This window comes from Rhizobium sp. NPDC090279, assembly GCF_044769665.1.
In the GTDB taxonomy this organism is placed as follows: Bacteria; Pseudomonadota; Alphaproteobacteria; order Rhizobiales; family Rhizobiaceae; genus Rhizobium.
Genome location: NZ_JBIVYI010000001.1, coordinates 788,460 through 810,077, shown reverse-complemented (window position 1 = coordinate 810,077; position 21,618 = coordinate 788,460). Strand labels below are relative to the sequence as shown.

The 21,618-nt window shown below is 62.0% G+C and carries 17 protein-coding genes; 6 read left to right on the top strand and 11 right to left on the bottom strand.

Annotated elements, in window-relative coordinates:
• Positions 1-146: 146 nt before the first annotated feature.
• The 6 genes from ACIQWP_RS03665 (at position 147) to guaD (ending at position 7,174) form a co-directional block, all read left to right on the top strand.
• Complete coding sequence (locus ACIQWP_RS03665; protein ID WP_402782483.1) at positions 147-1,268, top strand: BMP family ABC transporter substrate-binding protein; 1,122 nt, start codon at positions 147-149, stop codon at positions 1,266-1,268.
• Between the two features lie 73 nt (positions 1,269-1,341).
• Positions 1,342-2,916, top strand: coding sequence for an ABC transporter ATP-binding protein (locus tag ACIQWP_RS03660; protein ID WP_402782480.1), 1,575 nt, complete (start codon positions 1,342-1,344; stop codon positions 2,914-2,916).
• 1 nt (position 2,917) lies between these two features.
• Positions 2,918-3,961, top strand: a complete 1,044-nt coding sequence (locus ACIQWP_RS03655) for an ABC transporter permease (RefSeq protein ID WP_402782477.1) — start codon at positions 2,918-2,920, stop codon at positions 3,959-3,961.
• 13 nt (positions 3,962-3,974) lie between these two features.
• Complete coding sequence (locus ACIQWP_RS03650) at positions 3,975-4,910, top strand: ABC transporter permease (RefSeq protein WP_402782474.1); 936 nt, start codon at positions 3,975-3,977, stop codon at positions 4,908-4,910.
• Positions 4,911-4,943: 33 nt separating this feature from the next.
• Positions 4,944-5,801 carry an aromatic ring-hydroxylating dioxygenase subunit alpha gene (locus ACIQWP_RS03645; RefSeq protein ID WP_402782471.1) on the top strand — a complete coding sequence of 286 codons (858 nt, stop codon included), beginning with the start codon at positions 4,944-4,946 and terminating at the stop codon, positions 5,799-5,801.
• 14 nt (positions 5,802-5,815) lie between these two features.
• Positions 5,816-7,174, top strand: coding sequence for a guanine deaminase (guaD, locus tag ACIQWP_RS03640; protein ID WP_402782468.1), 1,359 nt, complete (start codon positions 5,816-5,818; stop codon positions 7,172-7,174).
• 7 nt (positions 7,175-7,181) lie between these two features.
• On the opposite strand, the gene ACIQWP_RS03635 is transcribed toward guaD, so the two are convergent.
• From ACIQWP_RS03635 to murA, 11 genes are all read right to left on the bottom strand, one after another.
• Complete coding sequence (locus tag ACIQWP_RS03635) at positions 7,182-9,452, bottom strand: FdhF/YdeP family oxidoreductase (protein WP_402782465.1); 2,271 nt, start codon at positions 9,450-9,452, stop codon at positions 7,182-7,184.
• Positions 9,453-9,611: 159 nt separating this feature from the next.
• Complete coding sequence (locus tag ACIQWP_RS03630) at positions 9,612-10,562, bottom strand: transglycosylase SLT domain-containing protein (protein ID WP_402782462.1); 951 nt, start codon at positions 10,560-10,562, stop codon at positions 9,612-9,614.
• A 108-nt stretch (positions 10,563-10,670) separates the two neighbouring features.
• Entirely contained in the window at positions 10,671-11,786 is a 1,116-nt protein-coding gene (locus tag ACIQWP_RS03625) for an anhydro-N-acetylmuramic acid kinase (RefSeq protein WP_402782459.1), read from the bottom strand.
• Positions 11,787-11,796: 10 nt separating this feature from the next.
• Complete coding sequence (locus ACIQWP_RS03620; protein ID WP_402782456.1) at positions 11,797-12,816, bottom strand: serine hydrolase domain-containing protein; 1,020 nt, start codon at positions 12,814-12,816, stop codon at positions 11,797-11,799.
• A 21-nt stretch (positions 12,817-12,837) separates the two neighbouring features.
• Positions 12,838-14,577: a dipeptide ABC transporter ATP-binding protein gene (locus tag ACIQWP_RS03615; protein WP_402782453.1), complete on the bottom strand. Its 1,740-nt coding sequence runs from the start codon at positions 14,575-14,577 to the stop codon at positions 12,838-12,840.
• Positions 14,574-15,413 carry an ABC transporter permease gene (locus ACIQWP_RS03610; protein ID WP_402782450.1) on the bottom strand — a complete coding sequence of 280 codons (840 nt, stop codon included), beginning with the start codon at positions 15,411-15,413 and terminating at the stop codon, positions 14,574-14,576. Before ACIQWP_RS03610 ends, ACIQWP_RS03615 begins: the two co-directional genes overlap by 4 nt.
• Positions 15,413-16,372, bottom strand: a complete 960-nt coding sequence (locus ACIQWP_RS03605) for an ABC transporter permease (RefSeq protein ID WP_402782447.1) — start codon at positions 16,370-16,372, stop codon at positions 15,413-15,415. The genes ACIQWP_RS03610 and ACIQWP_RS03605 overlap by 1 nt, the downstream gene beginning before the upstream one ends.
• Positions 16,373-16,501: 129 nt before the next feature.
• Entirely contained in the window at positions 16,502-18,022 is a 1,521-nt protein-coding gene (locus tag ACIQWP_RS03600) for an ABC transporter substrate-binding protein (protein WP_402782443.1), read from the bottom strand.
• Between the two features lie 80 nt (positions 18,023-18,102).
• Positions 18,103-19,026, bottom strand: coding sequence for an N-acetylmuramic acid 6-phosphate etherase (gene murQ / locus ACIQWP_RS03595; RefSeq protein WP_402782440.1), 924 nt, complete (start codon positions 19,024-19,026; stop codon positions 18,103-18,105).
• A 272-nt stretch (positions 19,027-19,298) separates the two neighbouring features.
• Entirely contained in the window at positions 19,299-20,189 is an 891-nt protein-coding gene (locus tag ACIQWP_RS03590; RefSeq protein ID WP_402782437.1) for a BadF/BadG/BcrA/BcrD ATPase family protein, read from the bottom strand.
• A complete protein-coding gene (gene murA, locus ACIQWP_RS03585) occupies positions 20,186-21,442 on the bottom strand; it encodes a UDP-N-acetylglucosamine 1-carboxyvinyltransferase (RefSeq protein ID WP_402782434.1) in 1,257 nt (418 codons plus the stop codon). Before murA ends, ACIQWP_RS03590 begins: the two co-directional genes overlap by 4 nt.
• Positions 21,443-21,618 lie beyond the last annotated feature (176 nt).

Sequence of the window (21,618 nt, the reverse complement as noted above, 5' to 3'; positions counted from 1 at the left end):
GCTGGCTTTCGAAATTCAAGAGGCTTTGCAGCGCGGATTGATATCGAGCAACAGACATCCGGCCGATCCCCGCGCGGCAACTGGCATAATTGTTGCGTCGATCAGATCCGGGCGCTGCTGGCGCACCTAATCAAAAGAGGGGTCCCATGATTGACTTGCGTTCGCTGTCCCGTCGCGGATTTCTAAACATGAGCGCTGCCGGTGCGGCGTCCCTGATGCTACCGGCAGGCCTTGCCAGCCGTGCCTACGCCGCAGCCTCCTTTCCGGCGATCAAGGAAGAGGATGCCGTCGTCGGTTTCGGCCATGTCGGCCCGATCTCGGACGAGGGCTGGACCTGGGCGCACCATCAGGGCCTGCTTGCAGTCAAGGCCGCCTACCCGAAGCTGAAGAAGGTTCTTGAGGTCGAGAACATCCCCTATTCCGCCGATGCCACCCGCACCTATCGGCAATTCGTCAGCGAGGGCGCCAACATCATCTTCGACACCTCCTCGAACGGCGACTTCCTGCACGCCGTCGTCAAGCAGGCCCCTGACGTCGCCTTCCTCGAATGCGATGGCCGGGTCGATATGGATAATCTCGGCTGGTACTATCTCGCCCATTGGTATCCGACCTATGTTATCGGCGTCGCGGCGGGCCATCTGTCGAAATCCGGCAAGCTCGGCTATGTCGCCTCCTTCCCTGTCGCTTCGGTCTTTGCCTCGACCAACGCCTTTCTGATGGGCGCACGTTCGGTCAATCCGAATGCAACGCTGCAGACCATCGCCATCAATTCCTGGTTCGATCCGCAGGCGGCAACGCAGGCCGGCACGGCGCTGATCGACAATGGCTGCGATTTCCTTTTCGGCATCATGGACGAAGCCGGCTATCTGCAGGTCGCCGAAAAGCGCGGCGTCTGGGCGGCCATGTGGAATACCGACATCCGCCGCTACGGCCCGAACTCCTATGTTTCGTCCGTTCTCATCGACTTCAGCAAGTATTATGTGGATCAGGTCGGCAAACGCCTGGCCGGCACCTGGGCGCCGAGCAATGCGCTCTTTGCCATGGGCGCTGGTGTCGACAGAGACAGATGGGGCGAAAAGGTCCCGGCCGATGTCGCGGCGGCGGCCGATGCTGTGCGCGACAAGATCATCGGCGGCTGGTCGCCCTTTGCCGGTGAAATCAAGGATTCGACCGGCAAGGTTCGCGTCGCCGCCGGCCAGGCGATGACCGATAACGACCTCTATGGCTGGGATTGGTCCGTCGAAGGCGTCACCGGGCTCAGCGCCTGAGCAAGCCAATTGAGAATTGCGCCTCGGCCGATCTGTGCCGGGGCCTGTCCCATGACTGTCTGGTATGCATTCGATGACCGAAACCGCGACACCCTTCTCCGCTCCTCCCGGCGCGCCGCCCCTGGTCCAGCTCAAGGGTATCGCCAAGTATTTTCCGGGCGTCATTGCCAACGAGAATGTCGATCTTGAGGTTCTGCCTGGCGAGATCCACGCCCTGCTCGGCGAAAACGGCGCCGGCAAATCGACATTGATGAACATCCTCACGGGCATCTATCAGCCCGATGCCGGCGAGATCATCATCGACGGCTACGCCAGGCAATTTGCCACGCCACTTCAGGCGATCGCCGCCGGCATTGGCATGGTGCATCAGCATTTCAAGCTGGTTCAGGCCTTCACCGTTGCCGAAAACATCCATCTCGGATGGTCGGAGACGCCTCGGCGTGCCTCCGCACAGGTGCTGGAAGCGCGCACGGCAGCGCTCGCTGAAAAATTCAATCTTCAGACCCGCCCCGCCGCCCGCATCAGCGATCTTTCGACGGGCGAGCAGCAGCGTGTCGAGATTCTGCGGGTGCTGGCGCGCCAGGCTCGCGTCCTCATCCTCGACGAGCCGACCGCCGTGCTGACACCGGCAGAGGCCCGCGAGCTCTTCAAGGCGCTGCGCGACTTCGTCTCCCATGGCAATGCCGTCATCTTCATCAGCCACAAGCTCGACGAGGTGCTGGAGATTTCCGACCGCATCAGTATTCTGCGCGGCGGCCGCAAGGTCGCGACCGAAAGGACCGCCGATTGCAACGCCCGCATGCTCGCCAAGCTGATGGTCGGCCGTGACATCGTGCTTGCCGACATGCGCCAGCGCGCGGCCGGCGCAGCTTCGATCTCAGCGAAGCCGGTGCTGAGCCTGGAAAGCGTATCGGCAAGGAACGACGCCAGCACCGAGGTACTGCATGATATCTCGCTTGCGGTTCATGCCGGCGAGATCCTTGGCATTGCCGGTGTCGCCGGAAACGGCCAGCGCGAATTGAGCCAGGTACTGGCTGGCATGCGGCCGATCAGCGGCGGGCGCGTCCTCATCGACGGATACCCCGTCGAGCGCAGCAATGCGGCGGCATTCGCCGACAATGGCATCGGCCATATACCGGAAGACCGGCTTCACAGCGGCCTTGCTCCAGCGCTCAGTATCACCATCAATGCCGTGATGCGCGAATACAAGACGCCATTGATCTCGGCCGGCGGGGCCTACCGGCCGGGAGCTGCGGCCGCACTCGCCAGGGAGATCGCGGCGGCGGCGGAGGTGACCATTCCCGACTTCAACATGCCGATCCGCAATCTCTCCGGCGGCAACCAGCAGCGCCTCGTCGCCCGGCGTGAGATGCGCATCGCCAGCAAGGTCTTGATCGCAGCCTATCCAAGCCGCGGCCTCGATGTCGGCGCCATCAACACCATGCTGCGCTACATCGTCGAGCTGCGCGATGCTGGCGCGGGGATCATGCTAATCTCGGAGGAACTGGAAGAGCTCCTCAATCTCTCCGACCGCATCGCCGTGCTCTACGAAGGCAGGATCATGGGAGTAGTCGACAATGACAGGACCGATATCGACCAGATCGGTCTGTTGATGGGTGGACGCACCCTTGCGCGCGAGGTTGCCTGAGATGAGCGGGTCCTGGCGTCTTCACCGCTTGCCTTCGGCCTCGCCCAGCAAGGCATTCGCCGCTCGCATCCTGGCTATCCTGCTGGGACTCGTGTTTGCCGGTCTAGTCCTCGCCGCAACCGGCGCCAATCCGCTCGAACTCGCCTCCGAGGTGATCAGTTCAAGCCTCGGCTCCAGTTTCGGCCTGCAGGATCTTGGTGTGCTGCTGGTCCCCCTCATCCTGACGGGACTGTCCGTCGCCGTCGGCCAGCAGATCGGTGTCTGGAACATCGGCGCCGAGGGGCAATTCTATGCCGGCGCCTTCGGTGCCGCCGTGGTCGGCCTCTTTGTACCCGGTCCGCCCGTCGTGATCCTGCCGCTGATGTTTCTTGCTGGCCTCATCGGCGGAGCGGCATGGATTCTTGTCCCGACGCTGGCGCGCGCCTATGCCGGCGTCAATGAACTGATCACGACGCTGTTGCTCAATTTCGTTGCCGTGCTTCTGGTGTTCTACGTCTCGACGAGCGCCTGGCGCGACCGCACGGCGAATTCGGCAACGGCGCGATTGTCGGCCGAGATACCGGAGCTTTGGGGCTCGATCCATTGTGGCCTCCCCGTCGCCATTCTGGCCGCCATCATCGTCGCCGGCCTATTGGCGTTCTCGCGCTGGGGTTATGAAGTGCGCCTCGTTGGCTCCAACCCCGCTGCGGCCCAATATGCCGGCATACCGGCGCGCCGCCATCTGATCACCGTCATGCTTCTGTCCGGTGCCATTGCCGGCCTTGCCGGTATGCTGGAGATCGCTGGCACCGTGCATCGCCTGCAGGGCGGCATTTCCAACAATTATGGCTATCTCGGCATCATGGTCGCGGTACTGGCGCGCAATTCGGCCGTCGGCGTCATCTTCTCGGCGGCATTGATGGCCTTCATCCTGAATTCCGGGATCATCCTGCAAACGCAGGGGCTGACCACCTCGGCTGTACTCGCGATCACCGGGCTCATCCTGTTCCTGACGGCGATCGGCGATGAGCTTGCTCATTATCATATCGCCCGCGACAAGACCTGAAGGACAAGAGACCATGGATCTTCTCACCGGCCTCCTGACCACAGCCTTTCTCGCCGGCGGCGTGCTGGCGCTTGCGGCTCTAGGCGAAGTGCTGGCCGAACGGGTCGGCGTCGTCAATCTCGGCGTCGAAGGGCTGATGGCGATGGGGGCACTGACGGGCATAGCCGCAACCACGATCTATCCCTCGCCGACGCTCGGTTTCCTCGCGGCCTTGCTGGTCGGCGCATTTTTCGGGGCGATCTTCGCCGCAGCCACCGTCCTGCTGCGTGCCAATCAGGTGCTGTGCGGCCTGGCGTTGACGTTGATGGGCAATGGCATCGCCTCCAGCATCGGCCGCGCCTATTCCGGCATGCCAGCGCGCGCTACCTTCCCCGGCATCGAGATCCCGCTGCTCAGCAATCTTCCGATCCTCGGCAAGGCCTTCTTCTCGCAGAACATCCTCGTCTATCTGATCTATATTATCCTGCCGATAGCGCTGAGCTACATCATGTTCCGCACTCGTCACGGACTCAATCTGCGTGCCGTCGGCGAGAACCCGGCAGCGGCGGATGCGGCCGGCATTTCGGTCAATCTCATCCGCTGCACCTATGTTACGGCCGGCTCTGCCCTTGCCGCCGGCGCGGGTGCTTACCTGACACTCGCCTTCGTGCCGTCCTGGTCCGATGGTGTCATTGCAGGTCGCGGCTGGATTGCGGTGGCGCTAGTGATCTTCGCCGGCTACCGACCGATTGCGGCCGTTCTCTCGGGCCTTCTGTTCGGCCTCATCACCGCAATCGGCTTCGTCGGCCAGGCGCGTGGCTGGCCGATCGCGCCCGCCTTCCTGTCGATGTTGCCCTATCTCGGCACGATGGCCTTCATCATCGTGCCGGTGTTGGCATGGCAGCGCATGCGCCGCATCATGGCAGCACCGGCTGCCATCGGACTGCCCTATTATCGCGATGTCCGCTAAAGTGAACCGATAGACAAGAAAAAGGAGCCTCGCATGAGTCAGTGTCTGGACAAGGCAGCCCTTGATCAATGGTATGCGCTGGAAACCGAGAGCGAGATTCCGTTCGGTAGATCGAGGAACCGTCTTCTCGGCACAGATCTCACCGTAACGCGATCAAACGACGGCACGATGCTCGTAGAGGCCGACGGACGCGCCGAGCCCTTGCCGCTGCTCCATCGCTTCGGTCTCGTCTGGACGACGCTCGGCACACCGACGGGAGGCTTGTTCGACTTGCCCGAGGCCGATGAACCGGATCGCCGGATCGTCAATTGCGGTACCGTGGCGGTGCGCGCCTCCGGGCTCCGGATCGTGGAAAACTTCCTCGATCTGGCGCACTTTCCCTTCGTCCACACCGATATCCTCGGTGCCGAGCCGCACACCGAAGTGGCGCAGTATAATGTCGAAATCCGCCGCGATGTCGACGAGGTATGGGCGACCAATTGCCAGTTCTTCCAGCCGCAGGCGGCACTTTCGGCCAGCGAAGGCATCATGACGGATTATATCTATCGGGTGATGACGCCATTTGCGACGCTGCTCTACAAGACCTGCCCGAACGCCGCCAATCGCTGGGATGTTATCTGCCTTTTCGTGCAGCCGCTGGACCCGGATCGCTGCCGCGCGCATCCGGTCATGTTCCTGATCGACGATGTCTCGACGACGACGGAGCTGGTGCATTTCCAACAGCTCATCTTCCTGCAGGACCGCATCATCCTTGAAAACCAGCGCCCGGTGCTGCTACCGCTGGAACCGCGCGCGGAAATTCCGACTCGCGCGGACGCCACCTCGATTGCCTATCGGCGCTGGCTGAAGGAAAAAGGCATTACCTACGGCACCACCATCATGGCTGCCTGAAACAGAGAACAGCAATGGATTTGCGTGGCAAGACCCTGAGCGCCTCGGGCTTTCATTCGCGCGTGCGCGGCAAGATCGACATTCTGGATGACGTTCTGATCGAGATCGATGCGGCCGGCGCGATCAAGGCGCTTCATCGCCACGGCGACCCCAACTATCGTGCCATTCGCGAGGCCCGCGAAGCCACCGGCGAATTGGTGACGCTTCCAACAGGGTCCTATCTTCTGCCTGGTTTCGTCGACCTGCATGTGCATGCGCCGCAATATCCGCAGCTCGGCGACGCCCTTGACGTACCGCTGGAAGTCTGGCTGCAGAAATACACGTTTCCGCTGGAGGCGCGCTATGAGGATGTCGCCTTCGCCCGCCATGTCTATGGCCTGCTGGTCGAGGACCTTCTTGCCAACGGCACGACAACGGCGCTCTATTTTTCCACCATCCATCAGGAGGCAACAAGGGCGCTGGTCGACATCTGCCTCGAAAAGGGCCAGCGCGCCCTGATTGGCAAGGTGGCGATGGACAATCCTCAGGAATGCCCCGACTACTATCGCGACGCCTCGACCGAGGCCGCGCTGGAAGGTACCCGCGCGCTTATCGATTATGTGCGCGGCCATCCCGACAATGATGAGGGCCGCATCCTGCCTGTGGTCACGCCGCGCTTCATTCCCTCCTGCACGGATGCCACCCTCGAAGGACTCGGCGCGATCGCCCGGGAATGCGACTGCCACGTGCAAACCCATTGCTCGGAAAGCGATTGGGCTCATGGTTATGTGCTTGCCCGCCACGGCATGACGGATACCGAGAGCCTCGATCGCTTCGGTCTGCTTCGCCGCGGCACGGTGCTGGCGCACGCGAATTTTCTGACACCGAAGGACATGGAGACGATCAAGGCCCGCGAAGCCGCCGTTGCCCATTGCCCGCTTTCGAACGCCTATTTCGCCAATGCAGTCTTCCCCTTGCGCAAGGCGCTGGAGAAGGGGCTGCATGTCGGCCTCGGCACGGATATATCAGGCGGGCCGAGCGCGTCGATGCTGGAAAACGGCCGGGGCGCCATTCTCGTCTCAAGGATGCTGCAGAGTGGTGTCGATCCGAATATGCCGGCCGAAAGCCGCTCCGCATTCGGAGCGGCGCGGATCGATTTCCGCGATGCCTTCTATATAGCGACAGCCGGCGGCGGTGCAGCACTCAACCTGCCTGTTGGACAATTTGCGCCCGGCTATCAATTCGATGCCGTCGTTGTCGATGCCACGAGCGAAAAAGGTACGATCAGGTTGTTCGAAGATCGCGATGCAGGGGAAGGCATCCTGCAGAAGATCATCTATACGGCCTCGCGACCAAACATCGCGGCCACCTGGGTCGGCGGCCGCAGCGTCTAACGCAGTTTTACGCAGCCTTGCTGATGCGGACCGGAACGGACTTGTACGACGGCGTGCCACTTTCCTTGTCCTGGTAGTCGAGCGGGATCAGACAATTGGCTTCCGGATAGTAGGCGGCGACGGAGCCCTCGGAAATGTCGTAGGAGATGGCCGTCAGCTTCAATAGTCGCTTCGTCCCGGAGGGAAGCGCCGTCTCTATCTCGACGAGATCGCCGTGCTCCAGCCCCTTGGCACTCAAATCCTTGTCGTTCATGAACAGGACGTCGCGACGGCCAAATACGCCGCGATAGCGGTCGTCCAGGCCGTAGATCGTCGTATTGTACTGGTCATGGCTGCGGATGGTGGCGAGCTTGAGGATGGTTCCATCTGATAGCGAAACATCCTCGTTGAGGCCGGAGAACAGCTTGAACTCGGCCTTGCCGGACGGCGTCTTCCAGATACGCTCGGTCGGCCCGAGTGGCAGACGGAAACCGCCCGGCACGCGGATGCGCTCGTTATAGCGGGCGAAATCGGGATAGACGACTTCGATCTTGTCGCGGATCAGATCGTAATCGTTGATGAGCTCCATCCAGGCAACCTTGCTTGCCGGCAGGGTCGCTTGCGCCATTGCGGCGACGATGGCCGGCTCGGAACGGAGTTGATCGGAGGCCGGTTTCAGCCTGCCGCGCGAAGCATGCACCATCGACATCGAATCCTCGATCGTCACCGATTGGGCTCCGGTCGCCTGAACATCCTGTTCAGTACGACCGAGCACCGGGAACAGGAAGGATTCCTTGCCGATCAGCAGGTTCGACCGGTTGAGCTTGGTGTTCATGTGGACGGCGAGATCGAGCTTACGCATGCTCTCGGCGCATAGTTCCGGGTCCGGAAGCGCGATCGAGAAATTGCCGCCGAGGCACAGCAGCACCTTGGAGCGGCCTTCCGCCATCGCCTGCATAGCGGCGACGGCATCGTGGCCGTGATGGGCCGGCGACTTGAAGCCGAAGGCGCGCTCGATGCCTTCGATCAGCGCAGGCGTCGGCTTTTCGGTGATGCCGACGGTGCGGTTGCCCTGCACGTTGGAATGTCCGCGCAGCGGGCAGATACCGGCGCCCGGCCTGCCGAAATTACCGCGCAACAGCAACAGATTGGCGATCTGTTGCACGTTGGCCGTACCCTTGGCGTGCTGGGTGATGCCCATGCCATAGGCGATGATCGTCGCCTTCGACCTGACATAGATGGCGGCAACCCGCTCCAGATCGGCGCGGGCAAGGCCTGAGACCCGCTCGATATCGGCCCATTCCGTCTGGTTGAGGTCAGCGACGAGAGCATCGAAGCCCGTTGTATGCTCGGCGATGAATGCCTGATCGAGGGCGTCCGGCTCGGTCTCGGCCAGCACCAGAACAGCCTTCATGATGCCCTTGAGGGCAGCTGCATCGCCACCGATCTTGACCTGATAATAGGAGGAGGCAATCCGGGTCGATCCGAAAGTTCCCATTTCGATCGGGTTCTGCGGATCGGCGAAACGTTCCAGCGCCCGCTCCTTCAGCGGATTGAACACGATGATCGGCACGCCGCGGCGGGAACATTCGTGCAGCGTACCCATCATGCGCGGATGATTGGTGCCGGGATTGTGCCCCATTGAGATGATCAGATCGCACTCATCGAAGTCGTCGAGCGACACCGTACCCTTGCCGATACCGATCGATTGCGGCAGGCCGACGCTGGTCGCCTCATGACACATGTTCGAGCAATCGGGGAAATTGTTGGTGCCGTATTCGCGTGCAAAGATCTGGAAGAGAAAGGCAGCCTCGTTGGAGGCGCGGCCAGAGGTGTAGAATTCGACCATGTCAGGGTCGGGCTGGCTCCTCATAACCTCGCCGATACGGACAAAGGCATCTTCCCAGGCAATCGCCCGATAGGTATCGGAGGCATGGTCATAGACCATCGGATGGGTGAGCCGACCGGCATTTTCCAGATCGTAGTCACTCCAACTCAGAAGCTCGCTGACCGTATGCTCGGCAAAGAATTCCGGCGTCACGCGCTTGTTCGTCGCTTCCCAGGTCACGGCCTTGGCGCCGTTTTCGCAAAATTGGAAGGTGGAGGTGTGCTCCTTGTCCGGCCAGGCGCAACCGGGGCAATCAAAACCTGCCGGCTTGTTGGTACGAAACAGCAGACCGGGCGCCTCGGTCACATCCATCTGATCGCGAACCGCCTTGGCGGTGGCTTTCAACGCGCCCCAGCCGCCGGCCGGGCTGTTGTAGGGACGGATACCAGGGACTTCACGTTTCTGCGCCATTGTACGCTCCTTTGGTTACCCACCGACGTCCTCCCAAATGCCGGTACTTAACGAATAGGCGCGTGGCGGGAGGGAGTAAAGCACTACCAATAGGCACTTGACAAAACAATCGATAAGCGTCGCGGGGCCACACGACGCAGGTATTGCCGCGCGCCAAACTCAGTTCTTGAAGACCAGGCAAGTGCCGCCCTGCTGCCGGACCTGGGTACAAACGGCATCTGCCTCCGCTCGCGTCTGACGTCCGATACGCGCCGCAAAGCGAATGCGCCGCCCGAAATCGGCATTGCGCTGGCGCACGATCAACGGCTTTTCCGAATTCAAGGGAGACGGCAGCTTTTGAACATTTGCCGCGAAGAGACGGCGGGCGGCATCGACCTGGAAATGCTCGGCCAATTGCACCCCCCAGGGCGCCCAAGGTCGCTCCTGCTCGAAAGGAACCTGCTTCAACCGCCGGCTTTCCGCAAGCGCTACACAGGAGGGAACGAAGGGTTTGCCCTTGTCCAGAGCCGGCGCCGCGACATCAGGCGGATCATCCCGCCATTCCTCGACGCTGTGGGCGGTGATCGCGCTCACATAGTTGCGCGTTTCGAAGGGCAGTCCGCCGGAATTCAGGAAATTGGCAAGACCCGCTTCGCCGGCATTGTAGGCGGCAGCAGCCAGCCCCAGATTGCCGAAACGGTTGCGCAGCTCATCGAGATAGGTCGCCGCCTTGCCGAGCGCTTCAAGCGCATCGTAGCTGTCGCGGACACCACGCAACTTTGCCGTTCCCGGCATGAACTGCGCGATGCCGCGAGCACCCTTGGGGCTGACCGCATCCGGCCGAAACGTACTTTCGCGCCAGACCAGCCGGGCCAGATACTCCGGCGGCAGATGATTAGCGTGCGCAAAGTAATCAATGGCTGTGCAGAGATCGCGATTATAGCTTTCCTTGCGCAGGCAAAGCGTCTCGCCGGTCTCCGTCGTCAGCGGGCCGGAGACGCAGACAGGCGGCGCAACGCTCCATTCCGGCTGCGCGATTGCGGGGTTGCTCGCCGAAATACCAATGATGCATGCGATCGCAAGGGCGACAATGATGCCGACGAAGCCCGCCCTATGCTGCCTGCCTGCCATCAAAGCGATATCCGTCCGAGACCAACCGATCGCAAATTCGCGACCTCTTCATAGCATCGATGGACGGTAGCGAAAACCTCCAAACCGATGCTCGTCGGTGGGAGGCCGCTATTCGGCGAGGCGCCCGCCACGCATCGGCGCGGGCACGCCCGTCGTGCCGGGAAAGCTGATTGGCAGACCGCGCAGCACGCGCGCGGCGAGAAACGCGAAGCACTCAGCCTCGACCGCATCGCCGCGCCAGCCCAGATCTTCGGCGAAGATCGGCTCGACGCCGGCACGGCTCCGGAGCATCGACATGATCGTCGGATTGTGCCGGCCACCGCCGCTGACGACGACCTTGCTCGGTCTGCGCGGCAGCAGGTCCAACGCCTTGCCGACGGCGCTTGCCGTGAAGGCCGAAAGTGTGGCCGCACCATCTTCCGGGCCAAGACCATCGGCCATAGACGCCCCGAAATCGAATCGATCCAGCGACTTCGGATAGGGTGCGGTCAGATAGGGATGCTGCAGCAGCCTTTCGAGCCGTGCCTCATCGACCGTGCCGGCACGTCCAAGCGCGCCGTCGCGGTCCATTTCACCGAGCCCGTGGGACTTGATGAAATCGTTGAGCGGCGCATTGGCGGGGCCTGTATCGAAGGCGACGAAATTGCCCTCGCCGTCCCACCAGGTGACATTCGCAACACCGCCAAGATTGAGAATAGCGGCTTCGCCCGCGGCGCCCGCCCCGCGCAACAGCGCGGTGTGGTAGGCGGCGGCAAGCGGCGCCCCCTGCCCGCCGGCGCGCATATCGGCGGAACGGAAATCATAGGCGACCTTGGTGCCGAGAATGGAGCGCATCAACTCCCCGTCGCCGAGCTGGCGCGTCTGCCCCAGCCGATCCTTCTGCGGTGCCCGATGCAGCACGGTCTGCCCATGGAAGCCGACCACGCCGATGTCGGTCATCGTCATGCCGTTCTCTTCGACCAGTTCCCTCACCGCCTCGGACTGGGCGCGCGTCAGGGCCTCCTCGGCCGCCTTGAAGATTGCCGGTTCGGGTCCTTCGAAATTCCATGCCCGCGCCTGCCGCAATGTCTCTTCCAGCAGCTCCCGAATCCAGCTGGGATAAGGCGCCAGCACATAGGGGCCGAACTCCTCGATCCGCTCGCCATCCGTCTTCAGCATGGCGACATCGATATTGCCGTCGAGGACGGTTCCGGTCATCAGACCGACTGCCCAGATTGGTTCCATGGTCAGGCTCCTAAGCTGCGTTGACGAGATCGCTCACTGCTTGACGAAGCGCCAGAATGCCGCTGTCGAAGTGACGTGTCGGATGAATGCGGTTGGTGAGCAAAGTCCAGGCCCTCCCCCTGTCGAAGTCAATCCAGAGGGCCGTGCCGGTAAAGCCTGTATGGCCGATGGTGCCTGAGGAGCAGAGGCTGCCGCCATGCCAGCCGTCATGTGGCCGCTCCCAGCCATGGGTGCGTGTCGCCGAAAGCGGCGTCCGCATCAGCGCTATCGAACCTGCCGCCGCGCCGCTGCCGTCAAGCAGTCCTCTGGCGAAATCGAGGATCGCGGCTGCGGCTCCGAAGAGGCCGGCATGGCCGGCGCCTTGCAGCGCTGAACAATTGTCGTCATGGACTTCGCCCGACAGGATACGGTGACGCCAGGTGCAGTCTTCCGTCGCGGCCGCCAGTTCTGGCGCCGCTGAGAAGGCAAAACCGGGGCCCGCATCCATGGCCCGGATGGTTCGTCCGGTCAGCCGTTCCAGTGCGAAGCCCAGCAGAATAAAATTGATATCGGAATAGACGGGCGGCCCGGCACGCCATTCTCGCTGGAGGATGAAGGTGCGCAAGAGCTCCGGGTCCCGACCGTAGGTGTAGATCGGCTCGACCGCCGGGAATGGAGTCTGGTGCCCGAGGCATTGGCGGAACGTCACCTTTCGCTCCCAGGCCTCGGCGCTGTATTGGCGCAGATCGGGCAGAAGCTCCGTCAATGGAGCATCGAGATCGATCGTGCCGGCCTCGGCCAGCGCCAGAATGCGCGGCGTGGTGAAAATGACCTTGGTGAGAGAGGCAAGATCGAACCAAGTATCTGCCAGCATCGGCCTGACATCAGGTACCTTCTGCGCCGAGCCGATCGCACGAACCTGCCGATTCCCCTCGAGATCGACCATGCCGAGCACGCCGCCGGGGATGCGAGCCGCCACGACCGATTGTTCGAGCGGTGCAAAGGCCTGGTCGAAACGCTCCTGAAACTGCATGCTCCCCCCCGCTGCCATCTGGGCTCCCCGCAGCTCTGCTCAGGCTTCCGCCAGAGCGATGTGATCCGGTGCAAAGCGCCGCCATTCCGGAACCGCAGGCTCAAAGCCCACCGGTCGCACCAGCGACGGAACCTGACGCGTGTCGAGCGTGAAGGTCTCCTTGCGCCGCGCGACCGTCGGAACCGCCGCAATCAGCCGCCTGGTATAGGAATGCTTGGGTTCCGACAAGACGGAGGCGGCATCACCGATCTCGACGATCTGCCCTGCATAGATTACCGCGATGCGATGCGCGATGCGCTCGACGACCGCCATGTCATGCGAGATGAACAGATAGGCGAGACCGTATTCGCGCTGAAGCTCGATCAGCAGTTCCAAAACCTGCGCCTGGACGGAGACGTCAAGCGCCGAAACCGCTTCGTCAAGCACCAGCACGGAAGGATTGAGCATCAGGGCACGCGCGATGCACAGTCTCTGGCGTTGTCCTCCCGAAAACTCGTGCGGATAGCGTTCAAGGGCATTTTCCGGCAAGCCCACGCGCTTCAGCAGCGTGGCCATTCGCTCGCGTGCTTCGACCGAGATGCGTCCACCCGCAGCAATCACCGGCTCGGCGAGGATGCTGTCGACACGGAGTCGGGGATTGAGCGAGGCATAGGGATTCTGGAAGACCATCTGCACCGCGCTCGTACCATCGACGGCCTTGCCGCCATTGGTCGTAAAGGTCCCGCGCGTCGATTTCACCAATCCGAGGATTGCCCGAGCAGTGGTGGACTTGCCCGAACCGCTCTCGCCGACAATTGCCAGCGTCTCGCCGGGCATGAGATCGAAACCGACCGCCTCGACGGCATGGACCGCGCCTGTCGACGGACGCAGGAAGCTCCCCCGCACCGGGAAACGGACCGTCAGGCCTTCCACTTTAAGCGCCGGCTTGGATGGCGTCGCCTCGCGTCGGAAATCGGTGCGAGCTGCCTGTCCAGCAGCGAAATGCGGGACGGAATGCAGCAGGTGCCGGGTATAGGGATGCGCAGGATGATCGAGGATCTGATTGAGCTCGCCCTGTTCCACCGCCTCGCCGGCCTGCATCACCATCACCTTGTCGGCAATGCCGGCAACAAGACCGATATCGTGGGTGATGAAGATCATCGACATGCCTGTCTCGCGCTTCAACTCGGCAAGCAAGGCCATGATCTGCGCCTGCACGGTCACATCGAGCGCGGTCGTCGGCTCGTCAGCGATCAGCAGGCGCGGATTGCAGGCAAGGGCCGTGGCGATCATCACGCGCTGCAGCATGCCACCCGAAAGCTGGTTCGGGCAATAGGTCAGCCGGCGCGCGGCATCGGGAATGCGCACGCGATCCAAGGCATCCCTGGCCGCCGCCTTTGCCTGGCTTCCCGTCAGGCTGCGATGCAGCCGGAACGACTCCTCGATCTGCGTGCCGATGGTCAGAACCGGGTTGAGAGAGGTCATCGGCTCTTGAAAAATCATGCCGATCTCGCCGCCACGGATCTTCGTCAACTGCGCTTCGCAGGCCTTGGTCAGGTCGAGAATGCCGTTATCGGCGCGCTTGAGACGGATCGATCCGCCGGTAATGCGGCCACCGCCGAAATCGACGAGGCGATTGATGGAGAGCGCCGTGACCGACTTGCCGGAGCCGCTCTCGCCGACGATCGCAAGCGTCTCGCCGGCACCAAGATCGAAGCTGACGCCGCGCACGATAGGGTTTGCCTCGGGATTACGTCCGAAGCCGACGCGCAGATCGGAAACCGAGAGGAGCGGTGTCATACCGTCGACCTCCGCATTTTCGGATCGAGGATATCACGCAGGGCATCGCCGAGCAGGTTGAAGCCGAGAATAGAAATCATGATGGTCACGCCCGGGAAGATCAGCAGCCAGGGCGCCGTTTCCATGAGATTGCGGCTGTCGCTCAGCATCAGGCCCAAGGAGGAGGCCGGCGGCTGCGTTCCCAAGCCAAGGAAGCTCAAGCCCGCTTCCGTCAGCAGCGACCAGGCAAGCGCCAGTGTCACCTGCACCGTCAAGGGCGCAACGAGATTGAGCAGGAGGTGCCGCGTCAAGATATAAGACCGGCTGCTGCCGAAGGTGCGGGCAGCATCGACGAAGTCACGTCCCTTCAGCGAGAGAGCCGGACCGCGGACAACGCGGGTGAAGATCGGTGTGTAGACGATCGCAATCGCCACGACGCTGGTCCATGTGCCAGGCCCGACAATGGAGATGATCAAAAGCGCAAGCAGGATCGCTGGGAAGGCCAGAAGCACATCCATCATACGCATGATCACGCCGTCCCAGCGCTTGCCGGACCATGCCGCCGTCAGGCCGAGTACGGTGCCGATCAGGGTCGCGGTGGCCACAGAGAGGAAGGCGACGGTGAAGGACTCTCCGATGCCATGCATCAGGCGGCTCGCGACGTCGCGGCCGAAAAGGTCCGTACCCATCCAGTAGGTGAGGCTCGGCGCGTGCAGGCGGTCGATCCGGTTCTGCGTCAAGGGATCGTGGGGCGTGATACCGACGGTACCGAGAAGGGCGAGCAGGATATAGACGAGGACGATGACACCGCCGATCCGGCCGCTCATATGCCCAAAGATGGCTTTGACGATCCGCATCAGCCTTCTCCCAGCCGAACGCGTGGATCGAGCGCGACATAGGCGAGATCGACGAGCAGATTGACGATCATGAAGTTGAAGGCGATGAACAGCACGCTGCCCTGCACCAGCGCATAGTCGCGTTGCAGGATGGCATCGAGCACCATCCGACCGAGCCCCGGCAGAGCATAGATCTGCTCGACCAGTACGGCGCCGCCAAGCAGATAGCCGAATTCAACGCCGCTCAGCGTTACGACAGGGATCAGCGCGTTCGGCAGGGCATGGCGCCAAATCACACCGCGCGCCGGCACGCCGCGACTGCGGGCCGTGCGGACATAGTCATCGCTCAAGACATCGAGCATGGCGGAGCGCACAACGCGCGTCACGGAAGCGGCAAAGGCAAAGCCGAGCGTCAGTGCCGGAAGGATCATCTGGCCGAGATTCTCGAGCGGGTCCTGCCAGATGGGCGTGAAGGCGCCCATGGTGGGCAGCACACCGAAACCGGCAGACAAAGCATAGATCAGCAGAAGCCCGAGAACGAAGTTCGGTGTCGACTGCCCGATCATGGCGACGATGCGCACGAGAAGATCGGACAGCCTTTCGTTTCGCGTAGCGGCAAAGACACCCGCCGGCAGGCCGATCGCGAGCGCAATCACCATGGAAAGCAAGGCAAGCTCCAGCGTCAACGGAAAACGCTCCAGGATGATGTCGAGCACCGGCTTGCCATAGGTGACGGATATACCGAGATTGCCCTGGAATACGCCGAGCAGCCAATGCCAATACTGGATGGGCCAGGATTGATCGATGCCGAAATAGGCGGCCAGGGCCTGCCGCTGCTCCGGCGTCAAAAGGCCCGCATTGGTTCCGAGCATCGCCGTGATCGCATCGCCCGGCACCAGCCGGATGGCGACGAAGACGAAGATGGACACGCCCAGCATGATCAGCGGGAATGTCATCAGCCGGCGCGTCAGGTATGCCATTGCGATTCCTCTAGAGCAATTTCAGTTAAACCAAGACGTGAACTTGCGGCTAAAATTGCGTAAAAACAAAGAGATAGAGCACTGCCGTGACACCGTTTGAAACGGAAATGCTCCAGGTCCCGACTGCCGTTACTTGATCGTAACCTTGCTGAGACCGAACAGCGAACCGGTTGGCGTCGGCACGAAACCTTCGACGTTTTTCTGCTCAGCGGTGTAGCCGTAGGCCGTGTAGAGCCAAATCCAGGGCGAGACTTCGGCGATATGCCTTTCGAATTCGGCGAAGATTTCCTTGCGCTTGGCCGGATCGGTTTCGGCGCGGCCCTTCTGCATCAGGCTGTCGAGCGTATCGTCGATGTAGTTGGCGACCTTCTGCAGGTTGCCTGATTTCGTCCAGTAACGGTTATACATCGAATAGGGGTCGGCGCTGCCGCCGTTGAGCGCCACCGCCATGTCGAAATTGCCCTTGAGCCATGTGTCGACATAGACGTTAAGTTCCATCACCTTGATATCGAGCTTGATGCCGATTTCGGCGAGCTGCGACTGGATGACCTGTGCTTCGGCGGTGGCTGTCGGCGGTTCGCCGGTTGCGGCGATCACGGTTGCCGAGAAGCCGTTGGCAAAGCCGGCATCGGCCATCAGCTTCCTCGCCCTGGCGACGTCGCGCGTGTAGCAGAAGAGCTTGCTGGGATCGGTGGCATAGAGCGGCATGGTCAGCGGCCCGGTCACCTTGCCCTCACCGAGAGCGGCAGTATCCATCACGTCCTTGCGGTCGATGGCGCAGGAAATCGCCTGGCGCACGGCGAGCTGATCCATCGGCTTGCGCGACGGATTGAGCTGAAGGACGTTATAGGAGAGGACCGGCGTGCGGGTGAGCTGCAGCTTCGGCTCCTTCGGCACCAGCGTTGCCACCAGCGGATCGTTCAAAAGCGCGAAATCGATCTGGCCGGTGCGCAACGAGGCAAGGATCGCGGTTTCGTCCGGCAGCACGCTGATATTGATGCCATCGACGCCGGTGGCACCGCCTGCCCAGTCCTTGTTGGCGCTCAAGACTTCCTTGGAATTTGGAACCCAGCTGTCGAGCTTGAACGGACCGGAGCCGATCGCCTTTGTGCCGATGGTGCCAGCGGTGATTTCGCTTGCCGGAACCACCGCCGCGTTGAGGCTGGTCATGGCGGTCAGAAGCGGAACGTCGGGCTGCGACAGATTGAAGACGACGCTATTGGCATCGGGGGTATCGATGCTCGCGATCGACAGGAAGTTGGCGCGGGCAACGGCACCGGTCGCCTGATCGAGAATACGCTGGAAGGAGGCCTTGACGTCAGCCGAGGTCACCGGCGCGCCGTTCTGGAATTTTGCCTTGGCATTGAGCTTGAACGTCAACTGCTTGCCGTCGGGCGAAAACTGCCAGCTTTCGGCAACACCGGGCGCGATTTGCAGATTGCCATCGAGGCGAACGAGCGGCTCGTAGATCAATTCCAGCAGGCGGATGGAAGAAAAGGCCGTCTGCTTGTGTGGATCAAGCCCGGTCGCGTCCTGCGACCATGCCATGCGCAGCGTCGCTGCCTCAACCGGCATCGCGACCGTTGCAAGGCCAATCCCCACGGCCAGCGCCATTCCCGAAATGAGCGTCTTCCCACAATTCCCCTTCATTCCCAGTCCTCCAAATTTTTAAAATGTCCCCGGCCGATTTTGGCCCATTGATTGCCATCGCGGCTTACCGCGATGTTCGTTTAAGCAGTCCTCGCGTTGATGGCCTTGCGCAGGAATCCATCAGCGTTTTGCAATGCCGCGCGGGCTTCTTCAATGCCCATCCCGGTTATTTCCATCAATATGGCAAGCTTGACGTCATTGCCGGTCAGATCGAGCACGCGGCGCGCTTCCTGCTGCGAGCAGCCGGTCGCCTGCATGACGATGCGCGCGGCGCGCGCCACCAGCTTCTTGTTGCTGGCGCTGACGTCGACCATCAGATTCTGATAGCTTTTGCCGATGCGGATCATGCTCGCCGTCGTCAGCATATTGAGAATGAGTTTTTGCGCCGTACCGGATTTCAGGCGGGTGGAGCCGGTCAGGATTTCAGGGCCGACCACCGGCGAGATCGCCAGATCGGCGATGCCGGCGATGATGGAATTGGGATTGCAGGACAGGGCGACCGCAAAGGCGCCAATGCTTTTGGCGTAATTCAAGCCACCGATGACATAGGGGGTACGACCGCTGACGGCGATGCCGACGACGACATCGTCTTTGGTCAGCTTGACCTCTTCCAGCGCCTGGCGCCCCTGCTCCGGATCGTCTTCCGCGCCTTCGATCGAGCGTCGCAGCGCATTGGGACCGCCGGCGATCAGACCGATGACCATGTCCGGCGGCACGCTGAAGGTCGGCGGGCACTCGGAGGCATCGAGAACGCCAAGGCGGCCGCTGGTGCCGGCGCCCATATAGATTAGCCGGCCACCTTTCTGAAAAGCGGCAACGATCTGATTGACGGCGGCGGCGATCGCCGGAATGACCTTCTCGACGGCGATCGGTACCGTCTGGTCCTCATAATTCATCTCGCGCAGGATATCGAAGGTCGGCAAGAGATCGATATGCATCGTATTCGGATTGCGGCCTTCGGAAACCAACTGCTCCAGTTCGGATATCAACTTCTGCTCTGTCATGGGTCTGCTCGCGAAATAACGCTTCGATATCAATAGGTCAGGGTGGTGTGCTCGATCATTTTGATATCGGGCGCACCGCGGCAAAGATCGGTTTTCAGCAAGACGGACGACCAAAGTCGCCGGGACGCGGGATGGCCTTTTCGGCTTCGTTCCCCGTCCATTCCCTGTTTACCTTGGTTAACACTATGTCCGTTTATTCCTCTCGTCAATCCATAGAGGAATAAAATATTCCATTCCGTGCGCAGGCAGGGAGCCCGCGTCATTTCCGGCGGTTAACGCTCGCAAATAGTCCTTCGCGCCAGAATGATCGCCCCGGATACGGCGTCGCCGTCGATGGGCTTCAGGTGGCGACGCACATCGGGCGCAAGCCAGGGCTCGAGCGGGCTTGCGAGACCGCCGAGCAGGCTGACGCGCGGCGCGCCCTTCTCAAACAGGGTACGAATGAGTGTGTCGATATGGCCCGCAGCACCCTGCACGATCCGTCGCGCGACGGCATCGCCCTGATCGGCGTGGCGAAGAACCATCGGCGCAAGAGCGGCATAATCCGTCGCCGAAGCCCGATCCATCCAGGCGACCGCCTCCATCGGATCGCTCTGGAAACGCTGCATGATCTCGGCCAGCAACGCCGTCTTCTGTTCGCGGCCATCATGGGCACGCAGCGCGAGCTGTACCGCCTTCAGCCCGAGATAGGCGCCGCTGCCTTCGTCCGAGATCGGAAAGCCATAGCCACCGACCCGTAACTGCCGCCCTTCGACGAGGCCAAGCCCGATAGAGCCTGTCCCGGCGATGACGATAGCACCGTCACGACCGGAATGCGCGCCAAGGCAGGCGCCCTCGCCGTCGCTGACGAAATCAATGCCGGCGAAGGGGTGTTCTATCGCCTTGAGGGCGGCAAGCGCACCCTTGCGGCCGATCCCAGCCAGCCCGACGCCGACGTGGATGCGGCCGATAGCACCTTCATTCAACCCGGCTTCTTCGATGGCGGCATCGGATGCACGCGAAATCGACGCCCATGCCTCGGCGATCCCGAGGCGGGTCGTCGCCGGCCCGGACAATCCTTGCCCCAAAACAGTGCCCCCGGCATCCTCGATGCGCGCCCGGCAACCGGTGCCGCCGCCATCGATGCCCAGGAAATATGGAGCGGTTTCCAATGCCGCGGTCATGACGTCAGCCGTTCGATATCGGCGCCGCAGAGGCGCAATTTGCGATCGAGCTGCTCATAGCCGCGGTCGAGATGATAGACGCGGTTGACGATGGTTTCGCCTTTCGACACCAGGGCGGCGAGAACCAGCGAAACGGAAGCTCTAAGGTCTGTCGCCATCACTTGCGCACCCTTGAGCGGTGCGCCGCCGCGCACCAGCGCCGTTGTACCCTGCAGCGTGATGTTGGCGCCGAGCCGCGTCAACTCCGGCACATGCATGAAGCGATTTTCGAATACCGTCTCGCGGATCAGCGACGCGCCTTCGGCGCAGCAGGCCAGAGCCATGAATTGCGCCTGGAGGTCGGTCGGAAAGCCCGGATAGGGTTCCGTGGTAATATCGGCCCCCTTGAGCGGACCGTCGCGGGATACCACCAGACCGCGGTCGCTCGGCCAGACGCTGACCCCCATGGCTTCGAGCACCTGCACGACCGAGGCCAGATTTTCCAAGCGGGCATGGATGAGTTCGAGCTGGCCGCCGGTGATCGCCGCCGCGACGGCATAGGTGCTGGCCTCGATACGGTCGGGGATGCCGTGATGCTTGGCAGGACGCCAGGCGGTGTCGCCATCGACGAGGATGCGATGCGTTCCTGCGCCCTCGATCCGCGCGCCCATGGCGCTCAAGCAGGCTGCAAGATCGGCCACTTCCGGCTCGCGGGCGGCATTCAGGATCTCGGTTTCTCCCTTGGCCGTGCAGGCGGCCATCATGGCCGTTTCCGTGGCACCGACGGATGGCGAGCTCAGCACGATCCGCGCGCCCTTCAGCCCGCTCGAAGCCAAAGCGACGATCAAACCGCTTTCGATCGCGATATCGGCACCGAGCGTCGCCAGAGCTTTTATGTGCATGTCAACCGGCCGCGCGCCGATGGCGCATCCGCCTGGAAGCGAAACGCGCGCATGGCCGAAACGGGCAAGCAGAGGCGCAAGTACCAGCACGGTCGCACGCATGCGTCTGACCGTATCGTAGGAGGTTTCCTTCGAGACGATGTCGCCCGCATCGATCGTCGTGCCATGCGGCCCACGCGCAATCTTGGCGCCATGGAGGGCAATGACGCCGAGCATGTTGTCGACATCACTGACGGCCGGCAGGTTGGTCAGTTCCAGAGGATGTGGGCTCAAAAGCGCTGCGGCGATCTGCGGCAAGGCGGCGTTCTTGGCGCCGGCGATGGTGACAGCACCCTGCAACCTTTTGCCGCCGGAGATGCGAAGTCTGTCCATCATGAAAATCCGTCAAGGAAAAGGTGAAGACGCCAAGAGGCCGTCACGCGTTCCTCTAAAGACTAATCGGCCATTCCATAGTGTCAACCGGATTTGGAATTTTTTATTCCAATTTGCTGTGATAATGTCCGATTGCACGAAGCGAGGTTGCCGACCTTGAGCCGGATGCTATTTTC